21 protein-coding genes are annotated in these 26,679 nt (G+C 65.4%); 14 read left to right on the top strand and 7 right to left on the bottom strand.

Translation table 11 applies throughout. The annotated features are described in order from the left end of the window. The first annotated feature begins 2 nt into the window (after window positions 1-2). Window positions 3-3,410 (top strand): thiol reductant ABC exporter subunit CydD, encoded by a 3,408-nt coding sequence (gene cydD, locus ABD742_RS13925; RefSeq protein ID WP_234750068.1) that lies wholly within the window; start codon window positions 3-5, stop codon window positions 3,408-3,410. On the opposite strand, the gene ABD742_RS13920 is transcribed toward cydD, so the two are convergent. Beyond that, window positions 3,407-4,489 (bottom strand): NAD(P)H-dependent flavin oxidoreductase, encoded by a 1,083-nt coding sequence (locus ABD742_RS13920; protein ID WP_234750070.1) that lies wholly within the window; start codon window positions 4,487-4,489, stop codon window positions 3,407-3,409. The genes cydD and ABD742_RS13920 overlap by 4 nt on opposite strands. A gap of 8 nt (window positions 4,490-4,497) precedes the next feature. After that, window positions 4,498-5,016: a DinB family protein gene (locus tag ABD742_RS13915; protein WP_234750072.1), complete on the bottom strand. Its 519-nt coding sequence runs from the start codon at window positions 5,014-5,016 to the stop codon at window positions 4,498-4,500. A 125-nt stretch (window positions 5,017-5,141) separates the two neighbouring features. Between ABD742_RS13915 and ABD742_RS13910 the strand changes: the two genes are divergently transcribed. Beyond that, a complete protein-coding gene (locus ABD742_RS13910; protein WP_234750693.1) occupies window positions 5,142-5,528 on the top strand; it encodes a VOC family protein in 387 nt (128 codons plus the stop codon). A 13-nt stretch (window positions 5,529-5,541) separates the two neighbouring features. Here the strand turns inward: ABD742_RS13910 and ABD742_RS13905 are convergent, their stop codons facing one another. Next, window positions 5,542-8,091 carry a DNA gyrase/topoisomerase IV subunit A gene (locus ABD742_RS13905; protein WP_234750074.1) on the bottom strand — a complete coding sequence of 850 codons (2,550 nt, stop codon included), beginning with the start codon at window positions 8,089-8,091 and terminating at the stop codon, window positions 5,542-5,544. A 54-nt stretch (window positions 8,092-8,145) separates the two neighbouring features. Between ABD742_RS13905 and ABD742_RS13900 the strand changes: the two genes are divergently transcribed. The 4 genes from ABD742_RS13900 (at window position 8,146) to ABD742_RS13885 (ending at window position 13,573) form a co-directional block, all read left to right on the top strand. Beyond that, on the top strand, window positions 8,146-10,839 hold the full coding sequence (locus ABD742_RS13900) for a bifunctional acetate--CoA ligase family protein/GNAT family N-acetyltransferase (protein ID WP_234750076.1): 2,694 nt from the start codon (window positions 8,146-8,148) through the stop codon (window positions 10,837-10,839). Window positions 10,840-10,906: 67 nt separating this feature from the next. Then, window positions 10,907-11,635, top strand: coding sequence for a DUF5998 family protein (locus ABD742_RS13895; protein ID WP_234750078.1), 729 nt, complete (start codon window positions 10,907-10,909; stop codon window positions 11,633-11,635). Then, window positions 11,635-12,864 (top strand): alkaline phosphatase family protein, encoded by a 1,230-nt coding sequence (locus ABD742_RS13890; protein ID WP_234750080.1) that lies wholly within the window; start codon window positions 11,635-11,637, stop codon window positions 12,862-12,864. Before ABD742_RS13895 ends, ABD742_RS13890 begins: the two co-directional genes overlap by 1 nt. Continuing rightward, on the top strand, window positions 12,857-13,573 hold the full coding sequence (locus ABD742_RS13885) for a thymidine kinase (RefSeq protein WP_234750082.1): 717 nt from the start codon (window positions 12,857-12,859) through the stop codon (window positions 13,571-13,573). Before ABD742_RS13890 ends, ABD742_RS13885 begins: the two co-directional genes overlap by 8 nt. A gap of 23 nt (window positions 13,574-13,596) precedes the next feature. On the opposite strand, the gene sepH is transcribed toward ABD742_RS13885, so the two are convergent. Further along, window positions 13,597-14,967 (bottom strand): septation protein SepH, encoded by a 1,371-nt coding sequence (sepH, locus tag ABD742_RS13880; RefSeq protein ID WP_234750084.1) that lies wholly within the window; start codon window positions 14,965-14,967, stop codon window positions 13,597-13,599. Window positions 14,968-15,250: 283 nt separating this feature from the next. Here sepH and ABD742_RS13875 point away from each other — a divergent pair, with 283 nt between their 5' ends. Continuing rightward, a complete protein-coding gene (locus ABD742_RS13875; RefSeq protein WP_078105507.1) occupies window positions 15,251-15,550 on the top strand; it encodes a DUF4193 domain-containing protein in 300 nt (99 codons plus the stop codon). Here ABD742_RS13875 and ABD742_RS13870 read toward each other — a convergent pair. Then, the gene (locus ABD742_RS13870; RefSeq protein ID WP_234750086.1) at window positions 15,547-16,047 is read right to left on the bottom strand and encodes a DUF3093 domain-containing protein; all 501 of its coding nucleotides are present in this window, start codon (window positions 16,045-16,047) and stop codon (window positions 15,547-15,549) included. The genes ABD742_RS13875 and ABD742_RS13870 overlap by 4 nt on opposite strands. 111 nt (window positions 16,048-16,158) lie before the next feature. Here ABD742_RS13870 and dut point away from each other — a divergent pair, with 111 nt between their 5' ends. The 4 genes from dut to ABD742_RS13850 all read left to right on the top strand — a co-directional run bounded on the left by dut (window position 16,159) and on the right by ABD742_RS13850 (window position 18,666). Further along, a complete protein-coding gene (gene dut, locus ABD742_RS13865; protein ID WP_234750095.1) occupies window positions 16,159-16,671 on the top strand; it encodes a dUTP diphosphatase in 513 nt (170 codons plus the stop codon). 111 nt (window positions 16,672-16,782) lie between these two features. After that, window positions 16,783-17,532 carry a DUF3710 domain-containing protein gene (locus ABD742_RS13860; RefSeq protein ID WP_234750097.1) on the top strand — a complete coding sequence of 250 codons (750 nt, stop codon included), beginning with the start codon at window positions 16,783-16,785 and terminating at the stop codon, window positions 17,530-17,532. After that, window positions 17,525-17,878 (top strand): single stranded DNA-binding domain-containing protein, encoded by a 354-nt coding sequence (locus ABD742_RS13855; protein WP_234750100.1) that lies wholly within the window; start codon window positions 17,525-17,527, stop codon window positions 17,876-17,878. Before ABD742_RS13860 ends, ABD742_RS13855 begins: the two co-directional genes overlap by 8 nt. Then, window positions 17,875-18,666 (top strand): DUF3159 domain-containing protein, encoded by a 792-nt coding sequence (locus tag ABD742_RS13850; RefSeq protein WP_234750101.1) that lies wholly within the window; start codon window positions 17,875-17,877, stop codon window positions 18,664-18,666. The genes ABD742_RS13855 and ABD742_RS13850 overlap by 4 nt, the downstream gene beginning before the upstream one ends. Here the strand turns inward: ABD742_RS13850 and ABD742_RS13845 are convergent. Beyond that, window positions 18,636-19,367, bottom strand: a complete 732-nt coding sequence (locus ABD742_RS13845; RefSeq protein ID WP_234750113.1) for a potassium channel family protein — start codon at window positions 19,365-19,367, stop codon at window positions 18,636-18,638. The two genes, ABD742_RS13850 and ABD742_RS13845, sit on opposite strands and share 31 nt — an antisense overlap. Continuing rightward, complete coding sequence (locus ABD742_RS13840) at window positions 19,364-20,038, bottom strand: potassium channel family protein (RefSeq protein ID WP_059389103.1); 675 nt, start codon at window positions 20,036-20,038, stop codon at window positions 19,364-19,366. Before ABD742_RS13840 ends, ABD742_RS13845 begins: the two co-directional genes overlap by 4 nt. A gap of 110 nt (window positions 20,039-20,148) precedes the next feature. Here ABD742_RS13840 and ABD742_RS13835 point away from each other — a divergent pair, with 110 nt between their 5' ends. From ABD742_RS13835 to ABD742_RS13825, 3 genes are all read left to right on the top strand, one after another. Then, a complete protein-coding gene (locus ABD742_RS13835; protein WP_234750115.1) occupies window positions 20,149-22,122 on the top strand; it encodes an APC family permease in 1,974 nt (657 codons plus the stop codon). Next, window positions 22,122-23,519, top strand: a complete 1,398-nt coding sequence (locus ABD742_RS13830; protein ID WP_234750117.1) for a class I SAM-dependent RNA methyltransferase — start codon at window positions 22,122-22,124, stop codon at window positions 23,517-23,519. The genes ABD742_RS13835 and ABD742_RS13830 overlap by 1 nt, the downstream gene beginning before the upstream one ends. Before the next feature lie 139 nt (window positions 23,520-23,658). Further along, window positions 23,659-26,487, top strand: coding sequence for an aconitate hydratase (locus ABD742_RS13825; protein WP_234750118.1), 2,829 nt, complete (start codon window positions 23,659-23,661; stop codon window positions 26,485-26,487). Window positions 26,488-26,679: the final 192 nt, after the last annotated feature.

The following is a 26,679-nucleotide window of genomic DNA, read 5'->3' as shown; positions in this document are numbered from 1 at the left end:
GGATGAAGCCCCAGCTGCCCGCAGGACCGGCCACCCGATCCGCTTTGTACTTCCTTGGTCTGCTGTCCTCACTCAAGGCTCTGTCCCTGATCCTGATTGCACAGGCGATCGCCGGGATGTTGTCCGGACTTGCTGGGGGCGGCCTGGGATGGCGCGAAGGACTCCTCTGGGGTGCCGCCGGTGCGGTCCTGCGGTCGCTGACTGTCTGGGGCCAGGGAGTCGCGGCGCGCCGGGCGGCCCTCGGGGTCAAGGAAGAGCTGAGGTCCAGGCTGCTGGGGCGCGCCCTCGGCGCCGGGGCTGCGGGACGGGTCGGCGAAGTGAACGACGGCGGGCTCGCCGTGCTCGCGACCCGCGGACTTGATGCACTGGACAACTACTACACCCAGTTCCTGCCCGCCTTGGTCAATTGCGCCGCGTTGCCCCTGCTCCTCGGTGCGAGGATCCTCTTCGCGGATTGGGTCAGTGCTGTGGTTGTGGTGCTGACCTTGCCGCTGGTCCCGCTGTTCATGGTGCTGATCGGCCGCCACACCGAGGACCGGGTCCACGAAGCCCAATCCACGCTGCGGAGGCTCTCTGGGCACATCCTGGAGTTGGCCAAGGGACTTCCCGTGCTGGTGGGACTGGGCCGCGCGGGCGAACAGCGCGCAGCCCTTGAGGACCTCTCGGAGGAATACCGCTCGCGCACCATGGGAACACTGCGGACTGCCTTCTTGTCCGCCCTCGCCCTGGAGCTGATAGCCACCATCTCCGTCGCGGTGGTGGCCGTCTTCATCGGCGTGCGACTCGTGGCGGGCGAGATGGGCCTGGAAGCCGGCCTGCTGGCCCTCATCCTCGCCCCCGATTGCTATCTTCCCCTGCGCGAGCTGGGCACGGCCCACCACGCCAGCGACGACGGGCGTGAGGCGTTGGCCGCAGCCAACGCCGTGCTGGAGTCGCCGGCGGGCCGTCCGCTGAATGATGGGTACGACGGCGGCGCGCCGGCCAGCAACAGGGCGCCCGGCGGCGTCGCGGTCACCGGACTGACGGTGAGGTATGCGGGTAGGGCGGTTGCCGCCGTCGGGCCCATCGACTTCAAGGCGCCGGCCGGACAGATCACCGCCCTTGATGGCCGCAGCGGTTCGGGCAAGAGCACCATCCTGGGTGTCCTCGCCGGAACGATCGGCGACGGGCCGCTGGCAGCCATTGAAGGATCGGTTACTGGATTGGATGCCGGCGCGGTGGCTTGGGTACCGCAGCATCCCGTCATGGTGGCCGGTACGGTGCTGGACGAGATCGTCCTCTACCTGGACGGCGGGAACCAAGACGTTTCGTCGATGGACCCCGGGTCCACGCCGGACGCGGACATCGCGAGGGCGATGCGTTGCCTGGAGCGGGCTGCCGCGGAGCATCTCGCGTTCAAACATCCTTCCGAGTTGAGCCCTGGCGAGGTGCGGCGGGTGGCCGTCGCCCGCGGTTTGGCGCGCCTCAACGCGGGAGCCACAGTCCTGCTGCTCGACGAACCCACCGCGCATCTCGACGTCGCGTCCGCGGACGCGATCCGTTCGGCCATCGCGGGGCTGCGTGGGGCCGCGACTGTCATCCTGGTGGCCCACGACGCCGCGACCCGGAAACTCGCGGACAACGTGGTGAAGGTCGACGGCGGGACAGCGCAGGAGCAAGCCGGTCCCGTGAGCCTGGAATCCGCCGCATCCGCGCCAGCTCCGGTCGAGCGGGACACGAATCCCGGAGCCGCACCGAGTGGGGGAATTGAACCCCCCACCGCCGTCTCCACACTCAGGGCCCTCGCGCGTATCCTGGCGCCTGTCCGTTACAAGTTCGCCGGTGCCGTGCTGCTCGCGGCGCTCGCCGCCTTGTTTGCCGTGGCGTTGTCCGGACTCTCCGGGTGGCTCATCATCCGGGCCAGCGAACAACCGCCTATCCTATACTTGCTCGGCGCCATCGTGGGCGTTCGGTTCTTCGGCATAGGCCGGGCGGTCCTGCGGTATTCCGAGCGGCTCGTCGTCCACGACACGGTCTTCGCGGCGATGACGAGGCTCCGGGGCGCGCTCTGGGCGAGCCTCAGCGCAAGGGCACTGTCCTTGCGACGGCTCCTGCAGGGCGGCAATGTGCTCGGAGCGGTGGTGGACGACGTCGATACGCTGCGCGACGTGTTGCCGCGCGTCGTCCTTCCACCCCTCTCCGCCCTTGCCGTCGCAGTGTCGGCGGTGGTCGCCTCGGCCCTGCTGGTTCCCGCCACTGTGCCTGCGGTTGTCACGAGCGCCGTGGTTGGCCTTGTCCTGGCTCCTCTTCTCGCTCTGATGGCGGACCGCAACGCGGCCCGTTCTGAGCAGCAACTGCGCTCACTCGTGCTGCTTGATGTTGCCGCAGCCCTCGACGCCCGCGCGGAGCTCAGCGCCAACGGCGTGGCCGGCACAGTCCTGTCGTCCTTGACCCGGAGGGACAACGCGGCCACCGCTGCCGCCCAGCGTTCCGCCTGGGCTGACGGCATAGGCCAGGGATTGACCGTGCTGGCCTGCACCCTGGGAGCGCTGGGGGCGGGCATTCTCGCGGCACCGTCGGTGCAATCCGGAACTGTTGCGCCGGCCGTGCTCGCCGTCGTCGTCCTCGTTCAGCTGGCGCTCGCGGAACCCTACGGGGCGGTGGTGTCTGCCGTGCGGCAGGGTCCGGCGTTGGCCGCGGTGCTGCGACGGATCGCCCAGTCAGGGGCCTTTGACGCCCCAGAAGCCGACGGCGGTGTGCTCGCGTTGCCGGAGCGACCCGACGGCTCTGCGGGGCTGCTGCTGGATGGACTCGAAGCGTCATGGCCCGGCCGCGCGCCCGTGTTCAGCGGGCTCAGCGCCGAAGCGGCCCCCGGGCATTGGCTCGCGGTCACGGGCCCCTCCGGCTCGGGGAAGTCCACGCTGCTCTCCGTACTGCTTGGCTTCCTGCCCGTATCATCCGGAAGGGCCTACGTCAGCGGGAATGCTGCTTGGTGTCCCCAGGAGGCCCACCTCTTCGACTCCACGATCCGAGGCAACCTGCTGCTCGCCCGCCCGGCGGCCCGCAAGCCTACCGAAGCGGACATGGACAAGGCCTTGGACGCCGTCGGGCTTTCCGGACTGGTGTCCGGGCTTCCCGGGGGCCTTGACAGCCGCATAGGCCCCTCGGGTTCGTTCCTGAGCGGCGGCGAACGCCAACGGCTCGCCATGGCCCGTACACTCCTCACCGGCGCAGCTGTCCTCCTTCTGGACGAGCCAACCGCCCATCTCGACGCCGAGGCCGGGCGCCTCATGATGGCGGAGCTGCGCGCCGGGCTGAAGGATGTCACCGTGGTCCTGGTGACCCACGACCCGGCCGACATCGCCGGGGGAGACTACCGGTTGGATCTGGGCTCGCCGTCGGCGCTCCCGGCGCTCGTGCGTGGAAACTAGCCGAGGAGCCGCCCGAAGGTGGCGTCCACGGACTCGACGATGTTGTCCACGAGTTTCCGCGCGTCGTCCTCCCGGATGAGCGGCGTCGATTGGCCTGCCCAAAGGGACATCAGGTCCGGGATTCCCTGTGCCGCCGCAGCGGGCCGGAACTTGCCGGTCAGCCAGTTCTGGATCGGGAACGGGGCATGCGTGGCAGGATCGGAGAGCTCGGCGATAATCCGGTTGGGGATACCGCGCGCCAAGCGGCCGCTGAGGGCGCGGGTCAGGACAGTGTGGGCGGCGTCGGGTCCGCGCATCGCGGCCAGGTGCGCCGGACTGATGGCTGATTGCCGCGTGGCCAGGAAGGCCGAACCGATCTGGACCGCGTCCGCGCCAAGCGCAAAGGCGGCAGCGACTCCACGGCCATCAGAGATACCGCCCGCGGCGATGACCGGAACCGGGACGGCATCCACCACCTGGGGCACGAGGGCCATGGTCCCGACGAGCGAGTCCTCCGGGGCGCGGAGGAAGGAAACCCGGTGTCCGCCGGCCTCCATCCCCGTGGCGACGATCGCGTCTACGCCGCCGGCAGCCAGGGCCACGGCTTCGTCAACAGTGGTTGCAGTACCCACCACTACGATGCCGTTCCGGTGGGCCTCCTCGATGACAGCCTCGGACGGAACACCGAACACGAAGCTCAGCACGGCCGGTTGGGCATCGAAGGCCGCCTGGATCTGTTCCTGCAGATCGGGCAGGTAGGTGTCCGGTTGCGTGGGTGGTTCCACACCCACCAGCTCGAAATACGGCCGGAGGATGTTCACGTAGGCGGCGAACTGCCGGGCGTCCGGGGTCGGCGGCTCTTCGCCCGCGATGGGGAGCCAAAGATTCAGCGCGAAAGGTTTCCCGGTGGCCTCCCTGAGTTCGCGGGCCGTGGCGGCAATCCGCCCCGCATCGTATCCGTAGAGGCCGTAGGAACCGAGCCCGCCGGCCTCGCTGACCGTGGCCGACAGTTCCACCGATGACAAGCCACCGAACGGACCGAGGACAATGGGCAGGTCAATATTGAAGAGGCGGGTTGCCCGCGTGTCTTTCCACGACATCGCAGCGCCTAGCCGTCCACGTCGTGCAGGTGATGGACGACGTCGTGCAGGAAGTACTGGGCAAACGTCAGCACGGTGAACGTGGAGCCGTTGCTGCGGACCCCCGTGCGTGGCCAGTCATCTTCGTGGACAGCGGCGAAGGAGTTGGCGATTAGTTTGCCCTCGGCGGCCAGCTGTGCAGCCACTTCCGCGGGGTCCGCATTGGCGTAGTCGCCGTCGATCGCGGCCTTGTCCTGGTCCCAGTTGGCGAAGCGGGCGTCGTCCTCCCGTAGCATCAGGTTGAGGCGCTGGTCGAAGAGGCTGAAGACATCCCGCACATGGCAGGCATATTCCAAGGGCGACCACGTGTGTTCGTCCGGGCGGATAGAGGCGTCTTCCCGGCGCAGCACGGCCCGCCAACGCGGCAGCATGTTCAGGACTGTCCCCGGGACGGTGGACGGGGTCACAGTGGCGGCGTCGAAGCCGCATTCGGGACAGGGCGTGGACAGGACCCAGGTCCAGTCCTTGTCATCGGGAATGATCGGCATGGCAGTAGTCTAGGGCGCGGATTCCTGATCCGGTCACACAGCCCGGAGAGCGGCCCGCCCCAGCTCTGATCCGCCCGATCAGGAGTAAAGTTATGAGCTGGGGAAGCCTGGAAAGTGAAATTGCCATGCTTAAGGATCTAAGCGTCGCCGCGGTGCTCCCTGCCAGCGACATAGCCCGCGCACGTGACTTCTACAAGGACAAGCTAGGCCTCGAACCGAACAACCCGGAGGCCACTGACAATCTGGTCTACAAGTGCGGAAACGGCACTTCGTTCCTGCTCTATTCGACGCCCAACGCCGGAAGCGCCAAGAACACTCAGATGGGTTGGGATAGCACTGACCTGGATCAAGACATGGCCGATCTCAGGGCACGCGGAGTTGTCTTCGAAGAGTACGACTTCCCCGGCCTGAAGACCGAGAACGGCGTTGCCACCTTGCCGGATGGTGAAAGGGGAGCCTGGTTCCTCGATTCGGAAGGAAACATCCTCAGCATCGCTACCGTGCCCGTCTAAGCGAGCGGAAAGGTCAGCCTTCAGCGGCGGTTTCCGGCCCGCTTCCTTCTTCCCACGCCATGCTCGCACCAATCGCATCCACGGGCTGGGAGAGGGGAACACCGGAGCCGTCGCGGCGGCCGTGCTCTTGTGGGAGGGCACGGGCAACGCCGGCGCTGGATGACGCCTTCGCCGGGCCGTGACCCGCCCACCCGAGCAGCAGCGTGTCTTCACCCTTGAGGAAACGGTGGGCCCGTACGCCTCCCGTCGCCCGGCCCTTGGCCGGGTATTCCTCGAACGGGGTGATCTTCGCCGTGCCCGGAGCAGTCCCCGGCAGCGCGCCGTTGCTGCCCGCGATCGTCACGACGACGGCGGCAGGGTCGTCGGCGCGCACCGTGCCGAAGTGGATGACGTCGTCGCCGTCCCCAAGCTTGATACCCGCCATGCCGCCCGCGGTGCGGCCCTGCGGCCGAACGGAAGAGGCGCTGAAACGCAGGAGCTGCGCAAGCCGGGTCACGAAGACGAGATCGACGTCGTCGTCCTGGGCAGGCTCCACGCCCACCACAGTGTCCTTGTCCTTGAGGGCAATGATTTCCCAGTCTTCGCGGTTCAGCGGGTAGTCGGGCTGGACACGCTTGACGACGCCCTGGACTGTTCCGATGGCCAACACGGCATCCAACGGCACGAACGCCACGAGCGTTTCGCCCTTGAGCAGGGTGATGAAGTCTTTTGCCGCGACGCCCCCGGCAAGATTGGGCAGGCCGGACATGGGCGGCAGCGCCGGCATGTCCATGACCTGCACCCGGAGCATGCGGCCCTGTGAGGTGACTGCGCCGATTTCGCCGCGCGCGGTCGTCTTGACCACGGAGCGGTAGACATCATGCTTGCTCCGCGGGCCTGATTCGGCCAGCGGCTCCTGGTTGGAGGTCCGTGCGATCTGGCCGGAGGCGCTCAGGAGTGCCCAGCAAGGGTCGTCGGGGATCTCAAGCGGAAGTGCGGCGGCCTTGCCCTTGCCTGCCGGGACGTCTGCTGCGAGCGCCGCGGCGACGGTGGGGGAGACAGCCTCGGACTCGAGGAGAACCGTGCGTCGCGGGGTGCCGTACTTCTCGGCCACTTCGGCCAATTCTCCGGACACCAGCCCGCGCAGGAGCACGTCGGACGACAGGATCGCTTCGAGTTCGGCGATCTCCCGGCGCAGTTCTTCCTGCTCTTTCTCTAGTTCGATGCGCGAGTACTTGGTCAGCTGGCGCAGGCGGAGTTCCAGGATGTAGTTCGCCTGGATCTCGGACAGATCGTAGATGGACATCAGCCGTTCGCGGGCCGCAGATGCCTCGTCCGAGGAGCGGATGATCTGGATGACCTCGTCGATGTCCACGATCGCGATCAAGAGGCCCTCCACCAGGTGGAGGCGGTCCTTCTTCTTTCCCAAGCGGAAGGCCGTGCGACGGCGTACGACCGATATGCGGTGGCCGACGTAAACCTGCAGGAGCTGGAGCAAGCCCAAGGTCTGCGGCTGCCCATCCACCAGGGTCACGTTGTTGATGCCGAAGGAGTCTTCCATCGGGGTGAACCGGTAGAGCTGCTGCAGCACGGCGTTGGGGTTGAAGCCGTTCTTGATCTCGATCACGAGCCGCAGTCCGTGCTTGCGGTCAGTGAGGTCCATGACATCGCTGATGCCCGTCAGCTTTTTGGCGTTGACGGCATCCTTGATCTTCTCGATGACTTTCTCCGGACCCACCATGTAGGGGAGTTCGGTCACCACCAGGCCGGTGCGGCGCGCGGTCAGCTGTTCGATCTCCACCTTGGCGCGGGTCTTGAACGATCCGCGTCCCGTGGCATAGGCATCACGGATCCCGTCCAGACCCACGATCCTGCCGCCTGTGGGCAAGTCCGGGCCGGGTACGAACCGCATGACGTCTTCCAGCGTGGCGTCCGGATTGGCGATGAGGTGCCGGGCGGCCGCGATGACTTCCACAAGGTTGTGGGGAGCCATATTTGTGGCCATGCCGACTGCAATGCCCGTGGTGCCGTTGACCAGCAAATTGGGGAAGGCCGCGGGCAGGACATCCGGCTGGGTGAGCTGGTTGTCGTAGTTGGGGACGAAATCCACCACGTCTTCGTCGAGGTTCTCGGTCATCGTCATCGCAGCCGCGGCGAGCCGGGCTTCGGTGTAACGCGGTGCTGCCGGGCCGTCGTCGAGCGAACCGAAGTTGCCGTGCCCGTCAATCAGGGGCAAGCGCAGCGAGAAGTCCTGTGCCATGCGCACCATGGCGTCATAGATGGCGGTATCGCCGTGGGGGTGCAGCTTTCCCATGACTTCGCCCACCACGCGGGCGCTCTTCACGTGCCCGCGGTCCGGGCGCAGGCCCATGTCGCTCATCATGTACAGGATGCGTCGCTGAACGGGTTTGAGGCCGTCGCGCGCATCGGGGAGTGCGCGGGAATAGATCACCGAATACGCGTACTCCAGGAAGGAGCCTTCCATTTCGGAAGTGACGTCGATATCGATGATGTTCTCGGTGAAGTCCCCGTCGACGGCGGCCGAGGCCGCGTTTGCGCGGGAGGGACTTTGGCTTCGTGCCATGGAGTCGGTGGATCCTTAAACGTGTACTGCGGAAGACTTAGCTAGGCTAAGCCTATGGTGGATCAGCCCGGCGCCGGCGTATATCCGGAATATTGGGAGGCCGATGTCGTGCTTCGCGACGGCGGAACGGCCCATTTGAGACCTATTTCACCCGAAGATGCCGACGCGCTCCAGGCCTTCCACACGGCGCAGTCCGAGACTTCCATCTACATGCGGTTCTTCTCGTTCAAGTCGAGGCTCTCCAGCAAGGAACTTCGCCGCTTCACCGAGGTGGACCACAAGGACAGGGTGGCGTTCGTCATCACCATCGGCGGAGAGATCGTGGGCGTCGGCCGGTACGACCGGTTTGATGATCCCACCGAAGCCGAAGTGGCCTTCAATATTTCCGATGTCCAGCAAGGCCGGGGCATCGGCTCCATCCTGCTCGAGCACTTGGCTGCGGCTGCCCGGGAGAACGGCATCCGCCGCTTCACGGCCGAGGTCCTGCCCGAGAACCGCAAAATGCTCCGGGTCTTCGCTGATGCCGGCTACGAGCTTGTGCGCAAATTCGACGACGGCGTCGTCAGCGTCGAATTCAACATCGACCCCACCGCAAAATCCCTGGCCGTCATGGAATCGCGGGAACACCGCGCCGAGGCCCGCAGCGTACGGGACTTGCTGGCGCCGTCGTCGATCGCGGTAGTGGGCGCCAGCCGCCGGTGGGGGACCGTCGGGCACCAGTTGCTTGAACACATCCTGGAGGGTGGCTTCACCGGCGCGGTCTATGCGGTCAACCCTGAAGCATTCGAACTGGCCGGCATGAAGTCCTTCGCCCGGATCGCCGACGTCCCCGGACCGGTGCAGCTCGCCATCATCGCGGTCCCTTACGAGGAAGTGCCGAAAGTCGTGGACGAGTGCGGGGTGGCCGGGGTCAAAGGCCTGGTGGTCGCCACAGCCGGCTACGCGGACGACGGCGAGCGGGGGCTGCGTAAGCAGCGCGAGCTGGTGCGCCAAGCCAGGTCCTATGGGATGCGCGTGATCGGCCCGGAGTCCCTGGGGATCGTGAACACGAATCCGGAGGTTTCACTCAACGCGTCGATGGCCCCGAGCCTTCCCCGGCGCGGGGGATTGGGGCTCTTTTCGCAATCCGCCGCCATCGGGGTTTCCGTCTACGCCGCGGCGAGCCGCCGGGGACTGGGCCTTTCCTCGTTCCTGTCCGCCGGAAACCGCGCCGATATCTCCGGAAACGACGTCATGCAGTTCTGGGAAGACGATCCCGATACCGTCGCCGTCGGGCTCTACTTGGAGTCGATCGGCAATCCCCGCAAGTTCTCCCGCCTGGCCCGCCGTTTGTCGCGGAGCAAACCGGTCATCGTTGCCAAATCGGATGTCACCGGGCTGCGCCTTCCGCCGGGGCATGTCGTCAGGACCACGCTGGCGCCTGTGGCGGCCCTGGACGCGATGATGCGCCAAGCCGGGGTCATCGCCGTCGAAACGATCGAACAGCTCATGGATGTGGCGCAGATCGTTTCCAGCCAGCCCCTGCCCAAGGGCCCGGCGCTCGCCGTCTACAGCAATTCCGCGGCCTTCGGGAAGGTCGTGGCGGACAACGCGGCGCCCCACGGACTCGTCGTCGACAGGATCGTCACCGACGTGGACCTGGACGCGGGGATGTCCGCATCGCGGGAAGGGCTGCGGCGCAGCCTCCGGACGAATCTTGCGGACGATTCCGTGCATGCGGTGGTGGCGGCCATGGTGCCGTCCCGCAGCCTCACGATGGAAGCGATCGCGGGAGTGCTCGCCGAATGCGCGGCAGAGGCTGGCAAGCCGGTCGTGGCAGCCTTCACAGGGATCCTCGATACTTCCGTGCAGCTGGATGGATTGCTCTCCCCAAACGTAGAATCCGGGCCGTCCCTTCCTTGCTACTCCAGCGCGGGCAGCGCGGTGGCGGCCTTGGCGGCAGTGGTCCGTTACGCGAAGTGGCTGGACCGGGACCAGGGCATGTTCGTTGAGCCTGCGGGTTGCGACCGCGAGGGTACCCGCGAACACATCGAACGGCTCCTGTCTTCTGTCCCGGGGGAACAATTGCTCCGGCTCGACGACGGCGAATCGGCCGCGCTGCTGTCCCGCTACGGCATCCCGGTGGTGCCCTCAGCTGTGTTCGAGAGCGACGACGATGCGGTCGCCGCTGCCGAACGGCTCGGCTGGCCCGTGGTGCTCAAGACCACGGATCCTGCCCTCCGGCATCGCCTGGACCTGGGAGGCGTGCGGCTGGACATCGAGGACGCGGACTCGCTGCGGCGCAACATCGCGCAGATGCGTCGCGCCCTTGAGCCCTACGGTTCATCGGCCATAGAGGTGCAGGCCATGGTTTCCGTGGGGCAGGCCTGCACGTTCCGGGCCATCGAGGATCCTCTCCTGGGGCCCGTGGTGTCCTTCGGTTTGGCGGGAGACGCCGTGAACCTCCTGGACGACTGGGCGCACCGGGTGCCTCCCTTGTCCTCCACCGATCTCCACGACTTCATCAGGGCACCCCGGGCTTCCCTGAAACTGTTCGGCTACGAAGGGCTGCCTGCGGTGGATGTGGCGGCCCTCGAAGACCTGGGAGCACGGCTGGTCCGCCTCAAGGATGAACACCCCGAGATTGCCCTGGTGGAGTTCAATCCCGTCCTGGCCGGGACCCGGGGCGCGAAAATCCTTGCCGCCGAGGTGTGGATCGGGAACGCCGCACAGCGTACGGACAGCGCCCGCCGTGCGATGCTCGGCTGAGCTGACGGTTGGCCGCCGCAGGGCCGGACGGTTATGAAGTCCCCAGCCGATCTGTGAAAATGGGGGAATGAGCTCGAAGTCCCCGACGCCTCCGTCCGGTCCGGCTACCACCGGGCACCATGCAGCACACAACCACAGCTCGCAGGGGCAGAGCCTGGACCAGGCACTTCAACGGGCCGGTTTCTATCCTGTCCTTGTTGCCGATGTTGTGGCCGATGCCTTGGACGGGCGCGACTGCCTTGCGCACCTGGTGCATTTGGAAACGCATTTCGACCGTGCCGAGGTCCGGCGGCACATCACGGTCCTGGTCCTCACCGAGGACATGCTGGTGATCACCCACGTCGACGACCAGCAGCTTGACGAAGCGGGCGAGCAGATCGTCGCCCAGATTTCCACGGAGTCCGTGCCCGTGGCACAAATCCGCTCGGTGGTCCTGAGCTACATGTATGCGCAGCCGCAGAACTACACTCCAAGCGACCCCGTCAGGGAGCTGACCCTGTCCATTGCCTGGTCAGGAGGCCAGCGCCTGGATGTGGGACCCGCCAGTTGCGGCGATCCCCAGTGCGAAGCCGACCATGGATACACGGGCACCATCTCCCAGGAGGACATCGTGCTGCGGATCAGTTCCGAGGCCGACGGACCCAGGGCTGTCCAGGACGCGAAGGTCTTCGCCCGCGCGCTGCGGGCTGTGAACACAGGCGCTCCCGGGCCCTCAGCCCACCCGGGCACCATCTCCGCTCCACGACTCCGCTCGGGCGTCTTCGGCAACAGGCTGAGCCGCGGGCACCAGCGCTGATGGCGACTTCGGAACCCGTCGCCCAGGAAACCGTCCCCGTTTCGAGCGCCCTCCCTGAGCTTCCCGGCGCGCCGCTGTATGGCAGCAAATCGATCGCCGAGGTCTTCACCAGCGCCGCAGCGAGCATGGGCCTGCCGGGCTTCGAAAACAAACTGCAATTGCCTGCATCGCAACGCGTGTGCGTGGTTCTCGCTGATGGCCTGGGGCGCAATCTTCTGAAGCAGAAGGCCGCTCACACCCCGTTTCTGAGGTCAATTGCGAATTCGGGACAGGGAGCCGTCCCGGTGTGGCTTGATTCGGCTTTTCCTTCCACCACGGCATCGTCCTTGGCCAGCCTTGGAACCGGCCGTACGCCCGGTGAACACGGCATGGTGGGCTATGACGTCCTGGATCCTGACCAGGACAAGGTAGTCAACCTGCTCGGCAATTGGGACGCTGGAGTCGACCCCCTGCGCTGGCAGCCCTTCCCGACAATTTTCGAACGCGTGGCTGCTGACGCCGACGTCGTCACAGTGAGCCTGCCCCAGTTCGGTGCGTCACCGATGACGCGCGCGGCGCTCCGGGGAAGCCGGTTCGTGGGCGGCAGTTCGCTCCACGCCCGGACGGCAGCGGCGGGGGAGGAAATGGCCGCGGGAACCGCCTCGCTTATGTACTTTTACGTCAATGAACTGGACAAAGCCGGGCACCGCTACGGCTGCCAGTCCGATCGCTGGGAGCACCAGCTCGAAGAAATCGATTCAACGGTCAAGAGGCTCTCTGCCGCACTGCCCGCGGGGACAACCATCCTGCTCACCGGCGACCATGGAATGCTCGACGTCCCCGAGTCACAGCGCATCGACTACTCCGCCGATCCCGCCCTTATCGCCGGGGTCCGGCACACGGCAGGCGAGCCGCGCATGGTCCACCTGTACCTCGAACCCGACGCCGGATCGCGTCACCGGGAAGCCCTGTTGGATGCCTGGCGCGCCCGCTTCGGCGAGCGGATCTGGGCCTTCACCCGCGAGCAGGCCCTTGACGCCGGACTCTTCGGGGTCTTCCGAGCAGAGGTTTCCCCCCGGATCGGGGACGTCATGATCGCCGCCCGGGACACTTTGGCGCTCTACGACGTCCGCCGCGTCCGTCCGACTGCTTTGGAGGTGGTGGGGCAACATGGTTCGCTGACCAAGGCGGAGCGCGAAGTTCCGCTGCTTTGCTTCCAAGCCGGAGGTCCCAAGGGCCGCCGTGGCTGAGCTTATTTTCTTCTCCGGAACCATGGACTGCGGCAAGTCCACCCTTGCTTTGCAGATGGACTACAACCACCGTGCACGCGGCCGGGGCGGGGTGCGCTTCAGTTGCAACGACCGCGCCGGCGGCTCCGTCATCTCCAGCCGGCTCGGGCTCCAGACGGACGCCGTGGAAGTCATTGACACCACCGATTTCTGGGACGAAGTTGTCCGACGCCGGACCACGGGCCTCAAGGTGGACTACCTGATCTGTGATGAAGCCCAGTTCTACTCACCCGGGCAAGTGGAACAGCTGGCGCGCGTGGTTGATGAGATGGGCGTCGACGTGTTCGCATTCGGAATCACGTCCGACTTCCGCACCCGGCTGTTCCCCGGATCCCAGCGTTTCGTGGAGCTCGCGGACAGGGTCCAGGTCCTGCAGGTCGAAGCCCTCTGTTGGTGCGGCCGCCGGGCAACACACAATGCGCGGACCGTGGACGGCATCATGGTGGTCGAAGGCGAGCAGGTCGTGGTGGGAGACGTTGCCAGGGATGCCGACAGGGCGGAAGCTACCCCGGAGCAAGTCGACGCGTCGCACCCGGTCGTCGGATACGAGACCCTATGCCGCAGGCACTACATGCGCCGGGTCACGGCACACGGGGCCAACCTCATGGCGAGCCGGGATCAGTTGCTGCCGTTCGACGTCGACGCTTGCCTTTGGCACGGCGCTAGCTGAAGCCGCAACGAACTGAAAACTGCCTAGTCTCCGCGCGTCCCGAAGACGATTTCATCCCAGCTGGGAATACTGGAGCGCTTGGGCCGTGACGGCTGGCGCTCGGCCGCCCCCGCGTCGGAAGATTCTTCATCCTTCTGGCCGGCACGGCTGGGCTTCGGCTCTTCGCGTTCCCGCCGGGGAGCCCCGCCGAGCAGTTCGTCCAGGCCCGCCCGCGGTGATGCTGCTCCCGGGGTTCGTGCCTCGTCCTGGCCGGTCTGCGTGTCGTTGTCGTTCCTGCCGCGCAACATGGTCACAGGGCGCAGGGCACCGGGGATCACCGTGATTTCACGGGTGTCCGTGCTGACGCCGTCGTGAAGATGGAGGGAGTCGTCTTCCGTGTCGTCATGCTTCGGGGCCAGGCTCAGCCGCGACAGCATGGATGCACGCGCGTCACGGCGGCTGGCGGCGGGTTCGGCTTCAACCGGCTCGTCCGTGTCTGTGTCGGCTGGCTCTTGGTCGCCTGTTTCGCTGTCCGCAAGTCCGTCTTCGATGTCGCCGGGCCGCGGATGCGCAGCCGGAACGCCGCTGCTCAGAAGCAGCGCCAAAGCGTCGTCACTGTCTTCGTCAAGTCCCAGTCTCTGTCCGCGACGCGAGCGCAACATGTCAAGGAGCCCATCGGCTTCCTTCGTCGCAGCGGCAGCGGCCGCACGGGCGGCGGTCCCGGCGTCGGCCTCGAAGTCAAAAGGCCGGTCGGAGACGGCCGCGAGCCGCCGGGCCGGTACAGGTCCATCAAGGGGTTCCAGTTCGCTGAGCTGCTGGGCCCAGCGGTTGGCATTCTGGATGGATTTGCGGGCGGGATGGAAGGTCCACATCGCGGGTGGCTCTTCGCCGATGCTTTCCAGGCTGCCTGGCTTGGTTTCGAAGCGTGCGACGACGGTCCACGTGCCATCGATCCTGCGCCAGGAATCCCATTCCACCGTAGAGGAATCGATCCCGTGGGCCCTGAGCCGGTGTGCAACCATTTCGCCCAGGCTTGCGGGTTCGTCGCCGAACGCCGCGCGGTAGGTGTCCTGGCCGGGGGCCGGGGCAGCGACTTCGACTTTGCGGGCCTGCTGGGCGATGTACTCGCGCTCGGCAAGCACCGGACCCTCATAGCGCTGCACGTTGGCGAGCGGCAGGCCTGACAGCTCCGCCACTTCCGCGGCTGTAGCGCCGCTGCGGATACGTGACTGAATGTCACGGGGGGACATGGCGACGGGCGTAATGGAAGCGCGTGCGGCCACCTGGGCAGGTGTCCGGCTCGCTGCAACCCGCAACGCCTCATCAATCGGAAGCTGGAACATCTCGCCGCCGGTACCGCTCAACAGGAGATGTCCGCCGTCGTCGTGGACGCCAACCAGCCGTAGATCCCGCATAAAATCCTCCACCATGGCCTATCTGACATTCGAAACTCTGCCACCCGCTACGGCCTTTTCCTACTAGGACAAAGGGCGCGCCGCGATATTCCGCGATTTCCGGCATTCTCTGGGCAGGCGATCGGAACCGGGGTATGGACATTCGAGTCTGCCGGGAGGACAATCTGCCCGGTATCGGGCACAAAAAAGCGGCCTGCTGCGTTACATCCTTAGACCGGAGCAGGCTCTGGTCGACAGGACCGCAAGCCCTGCGTGAAGTACAAGGGAGAACGAAGAAGGGACCATGGCAACGGACTACGATGCCCCTCGGAAGACGGAAGAAGACACCGAGGACTCGATCGAGGAACTCAAGTCTCATCGCACCGAGAAGCAGTCATCATCGGCTGTTGACATCGATGAGACTGACCTGGCAGATGCCTACGAGCTCCCCGGGGCGGACTTGTCCGGCGAAGAGCTGCTGGTCCGGGTCCTGCCTCCGCAGGCGGACGAATTTACCTGTTTCAATTGCTTCCTGGTCAAACACCGCTCCCAGATTGCGCGGGAGAAGGACGGGCATCTGTACTGCAAGGAATGCGAAAGCTAGCCTCGGGAGGCCTGCTTGGACAGCGCTGCCAGAAGTTCTTCGGGGCGGCGCGTGGATGTCAGCCAGTACGGGGTGCGGTCGGCCGGGTCGGTGATTTCAATGCGCACCACGGGATCTATCCAGCCGCGGAGGCACAGGAACGCCAGTCCGTGGAGCCGGGTGCCGCGCTCCGCGGTGGCTTCGTCCTTGCGGTATGCGGTGACGGCCCCGACAAACTCGCGCTGGATAGTGGCGCGTCCCACTTGGACGGTGTCCCGGTCCACCACAATCGCGGGGGTGGACAACACCAGCATGGTGGTCATGATCGCGAAGAGAACCAGCGCGGCGATAATTCCCGCGGTGATGCTGATCGGCGCGAACATCAGGATGCCCGCGGCGGACAAGCCGACCACGATAATCCAAATCCAGGGGGACGGCCAGAGCTTTTCCGTAAACAGGACGCCCGTTCCACTCGAGGAATGGTGCGGCGCGGGTACGGAGGCAGTGGATTCAGGCATGCCACCAGCTTATCGGGACTGTGACCCTTGGAATTAACGCTCCTTTATGCTTTGGGACTGGCCTGCGGCCGCAACCGCGGGAGTATTCCGTGGGCGATAGAATATGTGACTGTGAGCCACGAGACAGCAGTAGCCAACCCAGCAGACACCTCCGCCGAATACGGTGCGCCGACCCTTCAGGTCCAACTGAAAATGCTCGACGCCGGTTTGGAAGCGCCGTCGTACGCCCACCCCGGTGACGCCGGCGCGGACTTGCGGGCCCGTGCGGACGTATCCCTCGCCCCGGGAGAGCGGAAGCTCGTTCCCACGGGCGTCTCAATCGCGCTGCCGAACGGCTTTGTGGCACTGATCCACCCCCGGTCAGGGCTGGCAACCAAGCACGGGCTCACTCTGGTGAACGCTCCCGGGACGGTTGATGCCGGCTACCGAGGTGAAATTTCCGTGACGCTTTTGAATACCGACCAAAACCACGCAATCGAACTCAAGCGCGGCGATAGAATTGCTCAAATGGTGATCCAGCGCGTCGAGTATGCGCAGTTCGTTTCCGTGGAGGAGTTGTCCGACACCTCGCGCGGCACCGGCGGCTTTGGATCCACCGGAGGCTTCGCGCCGGCCGTGAGCTAGCAACAACCCTCGACAATCGGCGCTGCAAGGAGCTGATTGCCATGCTGCCCGCGAGTTGACGGGCAGTCTGCGGTTTACTGGGGGATAGACCACTACTAAGGAGACAACCCGATGCTTTTTGGGCGCGGAAAGAAGTCCAAGGCTGAGCAGCCGAAAGACGACGGTACTGAGCAGGCCAATGCCGCGACGACGCGGCAGGACGCCGGCCCGGTAGCCGGTGGAGCCGCCAAGGGCGACTTCCGCCTGTCCAAGGGGCCATTGGATGCCAGCGAAATTGATAGCCAGGATGGCTACGTGGATCTTGGCGCCCTGCTGATCGAACCTTCCGAAGGCCTTCAATTGCGCCTCGAAGTTGAAGAGGCAACCCAGCGGGTAGTGGCGGTCACCATGGACCTCGATGGCTCGAGCCTCCAGCTCCAGGCGTTTGCCGCTCCACGTTCCGAAGGGCTGTGGGACGAGATCCGCGAACAAATCGGCCAGTCCGTGTCCAGCCAAGGAGGCGAAGTGGAGGAGATCATCGGCACCTTCGGCACGGAACTCATCGCCAAACTTCCTACAGAATCCGCAGACGGCGGACGTGGCTTCCGGGCTGCCCGGTTCATGGGCGTGGATGGGCCCCGCTGGTTCCTTCGTGGCGTCATCGGCGGCAACGCGGCTTTGGACAGGAAAGCGGCCGAAGGACTGGAGAACCTCTTCCGCAAGGTAGTGGTCATTCGCGGAGACAACCCGATGCCGCCCCGTGAGCTGCTTCAGCTGAAGCTGCCCAAGGACGCTGTAGCCCCCGGGCAGCACGGTGCTCCCCATGAAACGCCGGAGCTTCAGAAACCCGAACGCGGCCCGGAGATCACCCAGATTGGCTGACAAAGCGGTGCGTGCCGCTGCCGCCCAAGGCAGCCCGGCGTCCCTGCCCCTCTCTGAGCTCCCCGTCCGGGGCCGGGTCGACTGCACGGGTTTCATCGAGTCGGTGACCTACCAGCCCGCCAACGAGCAAGCACACTTCTCGGCGATCGTCGTCGACCGGATAGCGCACAAGGGAGACGCGGGTCCGTTGACCCGACTGCGCGTCATCTGGCTCGGGCGCCGCAAAGTGCCCGGTATCGAACCCGGGACTGTCCTACGGCTCGAAGGCATGGTCACGCCGCGGGACGGGATGCCCACCATGTTCAATCCGCGCTATGAAATCCTCTCCCGGCAGGAGCACCAATGACCGTCGCCAACGGATCCGGCCCCCACGAAAAACCAGCGCAGGAAAAGCCTGGCTCGGAGGAGGAGCCCCGGCAGGTCACCCAAGGGCCGAGCATTGCGGACATCGCTGCGGGCTACGCAGAAAAAGCGGGACTCCAACGCAACAGCCACGGGCACGTGGACATCCTCAAATCGGCCGGGGGTGTTCAGGGGATAGCCGAGAGCATCGTGCCCGGCCTCGTCTTCCTGATCGCTTTCATGGTCACCCGTGACCTTCCGGCGTCCCTGATTGCCTCCCTTGCGGCGGCAGCCGTCTTCACCGTGGTCCGGCTGGTCCAACGGCGCCCGTTGACCCAGGCGCTTGCCGGGATCGCCGGCGTCGCCATCTCCGCTTGGCTCGCGAACACCACCGGCAAGGCCGAGGATTTCTACGTCCTGGGTTTCTACACGAATATCGCCTACATCGTGGGAATGGTGCTGTCGATCCTGCTCAAGTGGCCGATCGCCGGCCTGCTGTTCGGATTCGTCCGCAACGAGGGCTTCGAATGGCGGAAGAACCCGGAGCGCTTGCGGGCATACGCCATCGGCACGTGGGTGGTCATTGCCGTGCTCGCACTACGGCTCGTGGTCCAGGTGCCCCTGTATTTCATGGGCGAACCCGGCCTGGCCGCGCTCGCTACCATGAGGCTGATCATGGGCGCTCCGCTGTATATCCTGGGTCTCTGGATTGCCTGGCTCCTGACCCGGCCGGCGCCGGGCCAGAAGCCGAACCGCGACCCTCAGCCGTCGAAACCGTCGTCGTCGGACTGATCCGAAAACTCTTCCTCGACGTCAACCGAGCCGTGGTCCGCGGCGGACGGGGAGAGCAAGGCCCTGAGGCCGTCTTCGGCAACAATGGTCGTGACGAAGAACAGTTCGTCGCCGCCGTCGATCACGTCGTCGCGGCTTGGTGTGATGGGCGCATGGTCCCGGAGGATCGCCACCAGGGTGGCGTCGTCGGGCCATTCGATGCCGCCCACGGTGCTCCCGATGATGTGCGAGTCGTGGGGAACCGTGAATTCCACGAGCGAGGACACACCCGTCTGCAAGGTCAGCAAGCGGACGAGGTCACCGATTTCCACGGCCTCTTCCACGAGCGCCGTCATGAGCTGCGGGGTGTTGACTGCGACGTCGACACCCCAGGAATCGTTGAACATCCAGTCGTTCTTGGGATTATTGACCCGGCCCACTGTGCGGCCCACACCGAATTCGGTCTTGGCCAGCAATGAAACCACAAGGTTGACTTTGTCGTCGCCGGTCGCGGACACGACGACGTCGGCCCCTTCCAATTTCGCTTCCTGCAGCGTGCTCAATTCGCACGCATCGCCCACCAGCCAGCGGGCCCCGCGGAGCCCGCTGCGCCCGATGACCTCCGGTTTGAGGTCGATCAGCATGATCTCGTGTTTGTGGGCGAGCAATTCCCGCGCGATCGATGAACCGACGCTGCCTGCGCCGACAATAACGACTTTCACTCAGACTCCTTGGCGGGTGCGCTGGAAAGGATGCGCGCCACCTCGGCGCTGCGGTCCAGATTCAACATGGCGTGCACGGTGTCGCCCTCCTGGTACGCCGTTCCGGCCTGGGGCAGGACGCCTTCGCCAAAGCGGGTAAGGAAAGCGACACGGATTCCGGATGCCGCCTCGATGGCGGTCAACGGGTGCCCGATCCAGCCTTGGTCAAGGTCGACTTCGGACAAAACCAGCCGACCCGAGGGTTCGCGGTAATCGCCTGCCAAGTGCTGCTCGGGCAGGATCCGGCGCAGGACCTGGTCCGCGCTCCAACGTACGGCGGCTACCGTGGGGATGCCCAGTCGCTGGTAGATTTCGGCGCGGCCGGGATCGTAGATGCGGGCAACAACATGCGAAACATGGAAAGTCTCCCGGGCTACCCGGGTGGCGAGGATATTGGAATTGTCACCGCTGGAGACGGCGGCGAAGGCGTACGCCTCTTCGCAACCTGCCTGCTTGAGGGTGTCCCGGTCGAATCCGACGCCCGTGACTTTCCTACCGGTGAATCCGCTGCGCAAGCGGCGGAAGGCACGGTCGTCCTGGTCGATGATTGCCACCGAATGGCCGGCGTCTTCCAAGGTGTGCGCCAACGTTGCGCCAACTCGTCCGCAACCCATGATCACAAAGTGAGCCACGGTTTCTCCTTCACTCTTATGCTTGCCGCTCGGTAAGACTCTACCGGGGCAAGTCGCGGAAGCCAGTCCGCCGTCATGACATCGCGTTCGATTCAGAGTAGCTTTGCGGAGTGCTGACAATTCTCAACGCCGCGAAGCGGGTGTTGGTGGGGCGGCCGTTCCGGAACGACCGCCTGGCCCACACCCTGCTTCCCAAGCGCATCGCGCTGCCGATTTTCGCTTCGGATGCCCTGTCCTCCGTGGCGTACGCCCCTGACGAAATCCTGCTGACGCTGGCCCTCGCGGGCGTGAGTGCCGTGGCCATTTCGCCGCTCGTAGGCCTCGCAGTCATGGTGGTCTTGCTCACGGTTGTTGCCTCGTACCGGCAGAACGTGCACGCCTACCCTTCAGGTGGCGGCGACTACGAAATCGCCAACGTCAATCTGGGGAAGTTCGCGGGCCTGACGGTCGCCGCGGCTTTGTTGGTGGACTACGTCCTCACCGTCGCCGTGTCGATGTCCTCCGCGGCGGCGTACCTGACCACGGCGATCCCTTCGCTGCATGGGCAGCAGGCGCTCATCGCCACAGTGGGCGTCATAGTCCTGGCACTCGTGAACCTGCGCGGAATCAAGGAAGCCGGCAGTGTCTTCGCGGTTCCCACCTACATCTTCATGTTCTCTATCCTGGGCATGACGGCCGTCGGTATCTTCCAGGCGGCCACAGGCCAACTCGGCCAGGCTCCCTCGGCAGCCTTCACGATCGTCCCGCAAGAGGGATTCGACCAGGGACTCGTGGGCCTGGCAGGTGCGTTCCTGCTCCTGCGGGCCTTCTCCTCCGGCGCAGCCGCCCTGACCGGTGTGGAGGCCATCAGCAACGGCGTGCCGAACTTCAAGAAGCCCAAGAGCAAGAACGCGGCCACCACGCTCTTGCTGCTCGGAGTCATCGCCTCGGCCATGCTCGCGGGCATCATCTACCTTGCGAATGCCACCAAGGTCCACATCGTGCTGGATCCGGCCAAGGAATTCCTCCTGCATGGCCAACCGCTCCCGGACGACTACATCCAGAACCCTGCCATCAGCCAGATTGCACAGACGATCTTCGGCGCCGGGTCCATCCCGTTCTACGTTGTTGTCGCCGCCACCGGCGTCATCCTCGTCTTCGCCTCCAACACCGCGTTCAACGGATTCCCGGTCCTGGGGTCCATCCTCGCCCAGGACGGCTACCTTCCCCGCCAGCTTCGGACCCGCGGAGACCGCCTTGCCTTCAGCAACGGCGTCCTGGCCCTCGCGGCAGGGGCCTTGGTCCTCATCATTTCCTTCAACGCCGATGTCACCAAGCTCATCCAGCTGTACATCGTTGGGGTCTTCATTTCCTTCACGATGAGCCAGTTGGGCATGGTGCGGCACTGGGGCAGGGAACTCAAACTTGCGCAGGACAAAGCCGTCCGCCGCAGGATCGTGAAGTCCCGCACCATCAACGGACTGGGTTTCGCCATGACGGCGCTGGTGCTGACCATCGTGCTGATCACCAAGTTCGGGCAGGGCGCCTGGATCGCCCTCCTGGCGATGTTCATCCTGTTCCTCATCATGTGGAGCATCCGCGCCCACTACGACAATGTGGCCAAGGAACTGGCCGTTGACGAGGATTCTTCCCCGCGTGCATTGCCTACCCGGGTCCACGCCGTGCTGCTGGTGTCCCATGTCCGCAAACCGGTGCTGCGCGCCCTCGCCTACGCCCGGGCATCGAGGCCGTCCCGGCTGGACGCCATCATCGTCGACATCGACCACGAGGAAACGGCGCACACGGTCGAGGCCTGGGACAAGCTGGACATCCCTGTCCCGTTGACCGTTTTGGCGAGCCCGTACCGTGAAACCGTCACGCCCATCCTGGACTACGTCAAGAACATGCGCCGCGATTCCCCGCGCGACCTGATCGTCGTCTACATCCCGGAGTACGTCGTCGGCAAGTGGTGGGAACAGCTTGTCCACAACCAGACCGCCCTGCGCATCAAGGCCCGGCTCCATTTTGAACCCGGCGTCATGGTGGCCAGCGTTCCCTGGCAATTAAAGTCCTCCGAAGAAGCAAAGGCATTGCAGGATAGCTGATGACCCACCCCAGCAACACCGAATCCAGCTCGCCCACGGCCCAGGACGGGGCTGCCACGGAGCTGGTGGTGGACGTCGGCCCCATCGCCCATGGCGGCCACTTTGTCGCACGGCACGAAGGCCGGGTCATTTTTGTCCGGCACGGCATCCCGGGGGAGAAGGTCCGGGTCCGGCTGACCGACGCGGGTGAGTCTTCCCGTTTCTGGCGTGCCGACGTCGTCGACGTCCTGGAAGCATCAGAGGACCGGACACGCCATTTCTGGCCGCTCGCCGACTCGCTTGCCGCTTGGCGCAAGGGCGGTCCGCCCGTGGGCGGGGCCGAACTCGGGCACGTAACACTGGAACGGCAGCGCCTTCTCAAAGCCGAAGTCCTCGCCGAGCAGCTCAAGCGGCTCGCCGGCGTCGAACTCAATGTCGAAGTGGAGCCGGCGGCCGCCGGCGACCCGGGCTCCGGCAGCGTGGCAGGGTCCGACGGGAATACCGGGCTCGGCTGGCGGACCCGTGCCAGCTTTGCTGTCACCCCAGGTGGCCGGCTCGGGATGCATGCCCACCGCTCCGACGTCGTGATTCCGGTCCACGAGATGCCCTTGGCACTGCCGGGGATCAACGAGTTGCGGCTCTGGGACATCGATCTGCGGGGGATCTCGCGGGTGGAAGTGGCGGCGCCTGCCAACGGATCGCGTCCGCTCGTCCTTCTCGCCCCGGAAGAAGGTACCGATGCCCGGCGCCTCAACCGGATCCTGGGCCAGCTCCCGCATGACGTCTCAGTGGCAAGCTTCGACCCCGCGGGCGGCGAAGTCCTGCAGCTGCGCGGCAGGACGTGGGTCCAGGAATCGGCTGCCGGTCACGACTACCGTGTGACGGGAGAAGGGTTCTGGCAGATCCACAAGGATGCGCCCGGGACCCTGGTGGGGGCGGTGACCGGATTCCTGCACGACGGCGGCTACCTCCTTCCGGGATCGGCCGTCGCCGATCTTTACGCGGGAGCCGGATTGTTTACGGCGCCCTTGGCGGATGCTGTGGGGATCACCGGTTCGGTGCTCTCCGTCGAAGGATCGCCCGGGACCAGCCGGGATGCCCGCAAGAATCTGCATGGAGAGACCCAAGTGGAAATTGTCCAGGGCAGGGTGGAACGCGTCCTCAGGCAACGCCCCCGGAGCTTCGATGCCTTGGTGATCGATCCGCCGCGGGCCGGTGCGGGCAAAGCCGTGGTCAGCCAGCTCATCGAGTCCGGGCCGCGGGCAATCGCCTATGTGTCGTGTGATCCGGCCTCCTTCGCGCGTGATCTGGGGTACTTCCGGAACGGCGGATGGCAGCTTGAATCCCTCCGGGCCTTCGACTTGTACCCGCACACACATCACCTCGAGACCGTTGCGTTGCTGGTGCCCGCGGCATAGCCGCCACTACGATGGTGGAGAAGTCCTACGTCGCGCTTCACTTCTCCACCGGCCGCACGATGCCCAGATTAGGTTTGCCTAACTAGCTAGCGGTCAACCACGCGACAAAGATGAAAGCTGTTGCGAGAGGAGTCCTGCCATGAGCACTGTGGACAGCTTCGGTTCCAAAGGCGTACTGAATGTAGCCGGCACCGATTATGAAATTTTCCGGTTGAACTCCGTTGAGGGCGCAGACCGCCTTCCGTTCAGCCTTAAGGTATTGCTTGAAAATCTCCTGCGGACGGAAGATGGCGCCAATATCACGGCCGACCACGTCCGCGCCCTGGCTGGCTGGGATCCAAATGCCCAGCCGGACACCGAGATCCAGTTCACCCCGGCCCGGGTCATCATGCAGGACTTCACCGGGGTTCCCTGCGTCGTTGACCTTGCCACCATGCGTGAAGCCATCAAGGACCTCGGCGGCGACCCCAAGCGCGTCAACCCGCTGGCTCCGGCTGAGATGGTCATCGACCACTCCGTGCAGATCGACGCCTTCGGCAACTCCGGCGCCCTTGAGCGCAACATGGAGATCGAATACCAGCGCAACGGCGAGCGTTACCAGTTCCTCCGCTGGGGCCAGACTGCTTTTGACGACTTCAAGGTTGTTCCCCCGGGAACAGGCATCGTCCACCAGGTCAACATCGAATACCTGGCACGCACCGTCATGACCCGCGAAGTTGACGGCGTCCTCCGCGCCTACCCCGACACCTGCGTCGGCACGGACTCCCACACCACCATGGTCAACGGCATGGGCGTGCTGGGCTGGGGCGTCGGCGGCATCGAAGCCGAGGCTGCGATGCTGGGCCAGCCCGTCTCCATGCTGATCCCGCGCGTTGTCGGCTTCAAGCTCACGGGTTCCATCCCCGCGGGCGCTACCGCCACGGACGTCGTCCTGACCATCACCGAGCAGCTGCGCAACCACGGCGTGGTCGGCAAGTTCGTGGAGTTCTACGGCGAAGGCGTTGCGGCTGTGCCGCTGGCCAACCGCGCCACCATCGGCAACATGAGCCCGGAGTTCGGTTCCACGGCAGCGATGTTCCCGATCGACGACGTCACGCTCGAGTACTTGCGCCTCACCGGCCGCTCCGATCAGAACGTCGCCCTGGTCGAGGCCTACGCGAAGGAACAGGGCCTCTGGCACGATCCCTCGCACGAGATCAAGTTCTCCGAGTACCTCGAGCTGGACCTGTCCACGGTTGTTCCCTCCATCTCGGGCCCGAAGCGTCCCCAGGACCGCATCATCCTCACGGAGTCCAAGGCCCAGTTCCGCGAGGACCTGCGCAACTACGTGAAGGAAGACCTGGCCGACGGAAGCCTGGACGAAGCGATTGACGAGAGCTTCCCGGCCTCCGATTCGCCGTCGTTCACCGCCTCCGCGACCCACCTGGCCGACGTAGCGCCGCACGCACACGGCCCGAAGTCCAACGGTCGCCCGTCGACCAAAGTGAGCGTCACAACAGCTGACGGCCGCGAATTCGAACTGGACCACGGTGCAGTTTCGATCGCCTCGATCACCTCCTGCACCAACACGTCCAACCCTTCCGTGATGCTGGCTGCTGCGCTGCTCGCCCGCAACGCCGTCGACAAGGGCCTCGCCTCCAAGCCGTGGGTCAAGACTTCGGTCGCTCCCGGCTCCAAGGTTGTCACCGACTACTACGAGAAGTCCGGCCTGACCCCATACCTGGAGAAGCTCGGCTTCTACATCGTGGGCTATGGCTGCGCGACCTGCATCGGCAACTCCGGACCGCTCGACGCCGAAATCTCCGAGGCTATCCAGGCCAACGACCTTTCCGTCGCGGCTGTCCTCTCCGGCAACCGCAACTTCGAAGGCCGCATCAACCCGGACGTCAAGATGAACTACCTGGCCTCGCCGCCGCTGGTCATCGCCTACGCCCTGGCCGGAACCATGGACTTCGACTTCGACGCGGATCCGCTGGGCCAGGACCAGGACGGCAACGATGTCTTCTTGAAGGACATCTGGCCCAACCCTGTCGAGGTCCAGAAGGTCATCGATTCCTCGATCGACAAGGAAATGTTCGCCCGCGGCTACGAAGGCGTCTTCGACGGCGACGACCGCTGGAAGGCACTCGAGACCCCGGCAGGCGACACCTTCGCCTGGGACGCCAAGTCCACGTACGTGCGGAAGCCCCCGTACTTCGAAGGCATGAAGGCACAGCCGGAACCGGTAACGGACATCGCCGGCGCCCGGGTGCTGCTGAAGCTCGGCGATTCGGTCACCACCGACCACATCTCCCCGGCCGGCTCCTTCAAGTCGGACACCCCTGCAGGCCAGTACCTTCTGGCCAACGGTGTGGAGCGCAAGGACTTCAACTCCTACGGTTCACGCCGTGGCAACCACGAGGTCATGATCCGCGGAACCTTCGCGAACATCCGCATCAAGAACCAGCTGCTCGCTGGCTTCAACGACGGTGCGGGCGTCGAGGGTGGCTTCACCCGCGACTTCACCCAGGCGGACGGCCCCCAGGCCTACGTCTACGACGCTGCCCAGAACTACCAGGCAGCCGGCACCCCGCTGGTGGTCCTGGCAGGCAAGGAGTACGGCTCCGGCTCTTCCCGTGACTGGGCTGCCAAGGGAACCGCGCTGCTGGGTGTGAAGGCTGTCGTCGCCGAAAGCTACGAGCGCATCCACCGCTCCAACCTCATCGGCATGGGCGTCCTCCCGCTGCAGTACCCGGCCGGTGAATCCGCTGCGTCGCTGGGCCTGGTCGGCACGGAAACGTTCTCCGTCGAGGGCGTCACCGAGCTGAATGACGGCACGACGCCGAGGACGCTCAAGGTCACAGCAACGGCAGAGGACGGCAGCACCAAGTCCTTCGATGCCGTGCTGCGCATTGATACCCCGGGCGAAGCGGACTACTACCGCAACGGCGGCATCCTGCAGTACGTTCTGCGCCAGATCTCAGCGTAAGGACCCGAAGTAAACCCGGCAACGCTTTTCCGCCGGGTTTACTTCGGAAGCGCGGAGATCGTTTCGGCACACTAGCGCGAACTCTGCCTGAGCTATAAGGCAACAGCTACAGCCCCGGCTGGTCATCGACCGGCCGGGGCTGTAGCCTTTCCTGCGGCTTGGTGCCGGCCAAGGCGTTAGAGTTGTATAGCA

Origin of the sequence: Arthrobacter ramosus (assembly GCF_039535095.1) — a bacterium.
Lineage (GTDB): Bacteria > Actinomycetota > Actinomycetes > Actinomycetales > Micrococcaceae > Arthrobacter > Arthrobacter ramosus.
This window is presented reverse-complemented; position numbering and strand designations above follow the sequence as displayed.

Excerpts from the sequence above, each read along its gene's own strand:
- cydD (WP_234750068.1), top strand. The coding sequence starts at position 3 with ATGAAGCCCCAGCTGCCCGCAGGACCGGCCACCCGATCCGCTTTGTAC.
- ABD742_RS13920 (WP_234750070.1), bottom strand. The coding sequence starts at position 4,489 with ATGTCGTGGAAAGACACGCGGGCAACCCGCCTCTTCAATATTGACCTG.
- ABD742_RS13915 (WP_234750072.1), bottom strand. The coding sequence starts at position 5,016 with ATGCCGATCATTCCCGATGACAAGGACTGGACCTGGGTCCTGTCCACG.
- ABD742_RS13910 (WP_234750693.1), top strand. The coding sequence starts at position 5,142 with ATGCTTAAGGATCTAAGCGTCGCCGCGGTGCTCCCTGCCAGCGACATA.
- ABD742_RS13905 (WP_234750074.1), bottom strand. The coding sequence starts at position 8,091 with ATGGCACGAAGCCAAAGTCCCTCCCGCGCAAACGCGGCCTCGGCCGCC.
- ABD742_RS13900 (WP_234750076.1), top strand. The coding sequence starts at position 8,146 with ATGGTGGATCAGCCCGGCGCCGGCGTATATCCGGAATATTGGGAGGCC.
- ABD742_RS13895 (WP_234750078.1), top strand. The coding sequence starts at position 10,907 with ATGAGCTCGAAGTCCCCGACGCCTCCGTCCGGTCCGGCTACCACCGGG.
- ABD742_RS13890 (WP_234750080.1), top strand. The coding sequence starts at position 11,635 with ATGGCGACTTCGGAACCCGTCGCCCAGGAAACCGTCCCCGTTTCGAGC.
- sepH (WP_234750084.1), bottom strand. The coding sequence starts at position 14,967 with ATGCGGGATCTACGGCTGGTTGGCGTCCACGACGACGGCGGACATCTC.
- ABD742_RS13875 (WP_078105507.1), top strand. The coding sequence starts at position 15,251 with ATGGCAACGGACTACGATGCCCCTCGGAAGACGGAAGAAGACACCGAG.
- ABD742_RS13870 (WP_234750086.1), bottom strand. The coding sequence starts at position 16,047 with ATGCCTGAATCCACTGCCTCCGTACCCGCGCCGCACCATTCCTCGAGT.
- ABD742_RS13860 (WP_234750097.1), top strand. The coding sequence starts at position 16,783 with ATGCTTTTTGGGCGCGGAAAGAAGTCCAAGGCTGAGCAGCCGAAAGAC.
- ABD742_RS13850 (WP_234750101.1), top strand. The coding sequence starts at position 17,875 with ATGACCGTCGCCAACGGATCCGGCCCCCACGAAAAACCAGCGCAGGAA.
- ABD742_RS13830 (WP_234750117.1), top strand. The coding sequence starts at position 22,122 with ATGACCCACCCCAGCAACACCGAATCCAGCTCGCCCACGGCCCAGGAC.
- ABD742_RS13825 (WP_234750118.1), top strand. The coding sequence starts at position 23,659 with ATGAGCACTGTGGACAGCTTCGGTTCCAAAGGCGTACTGAATGTAGCC.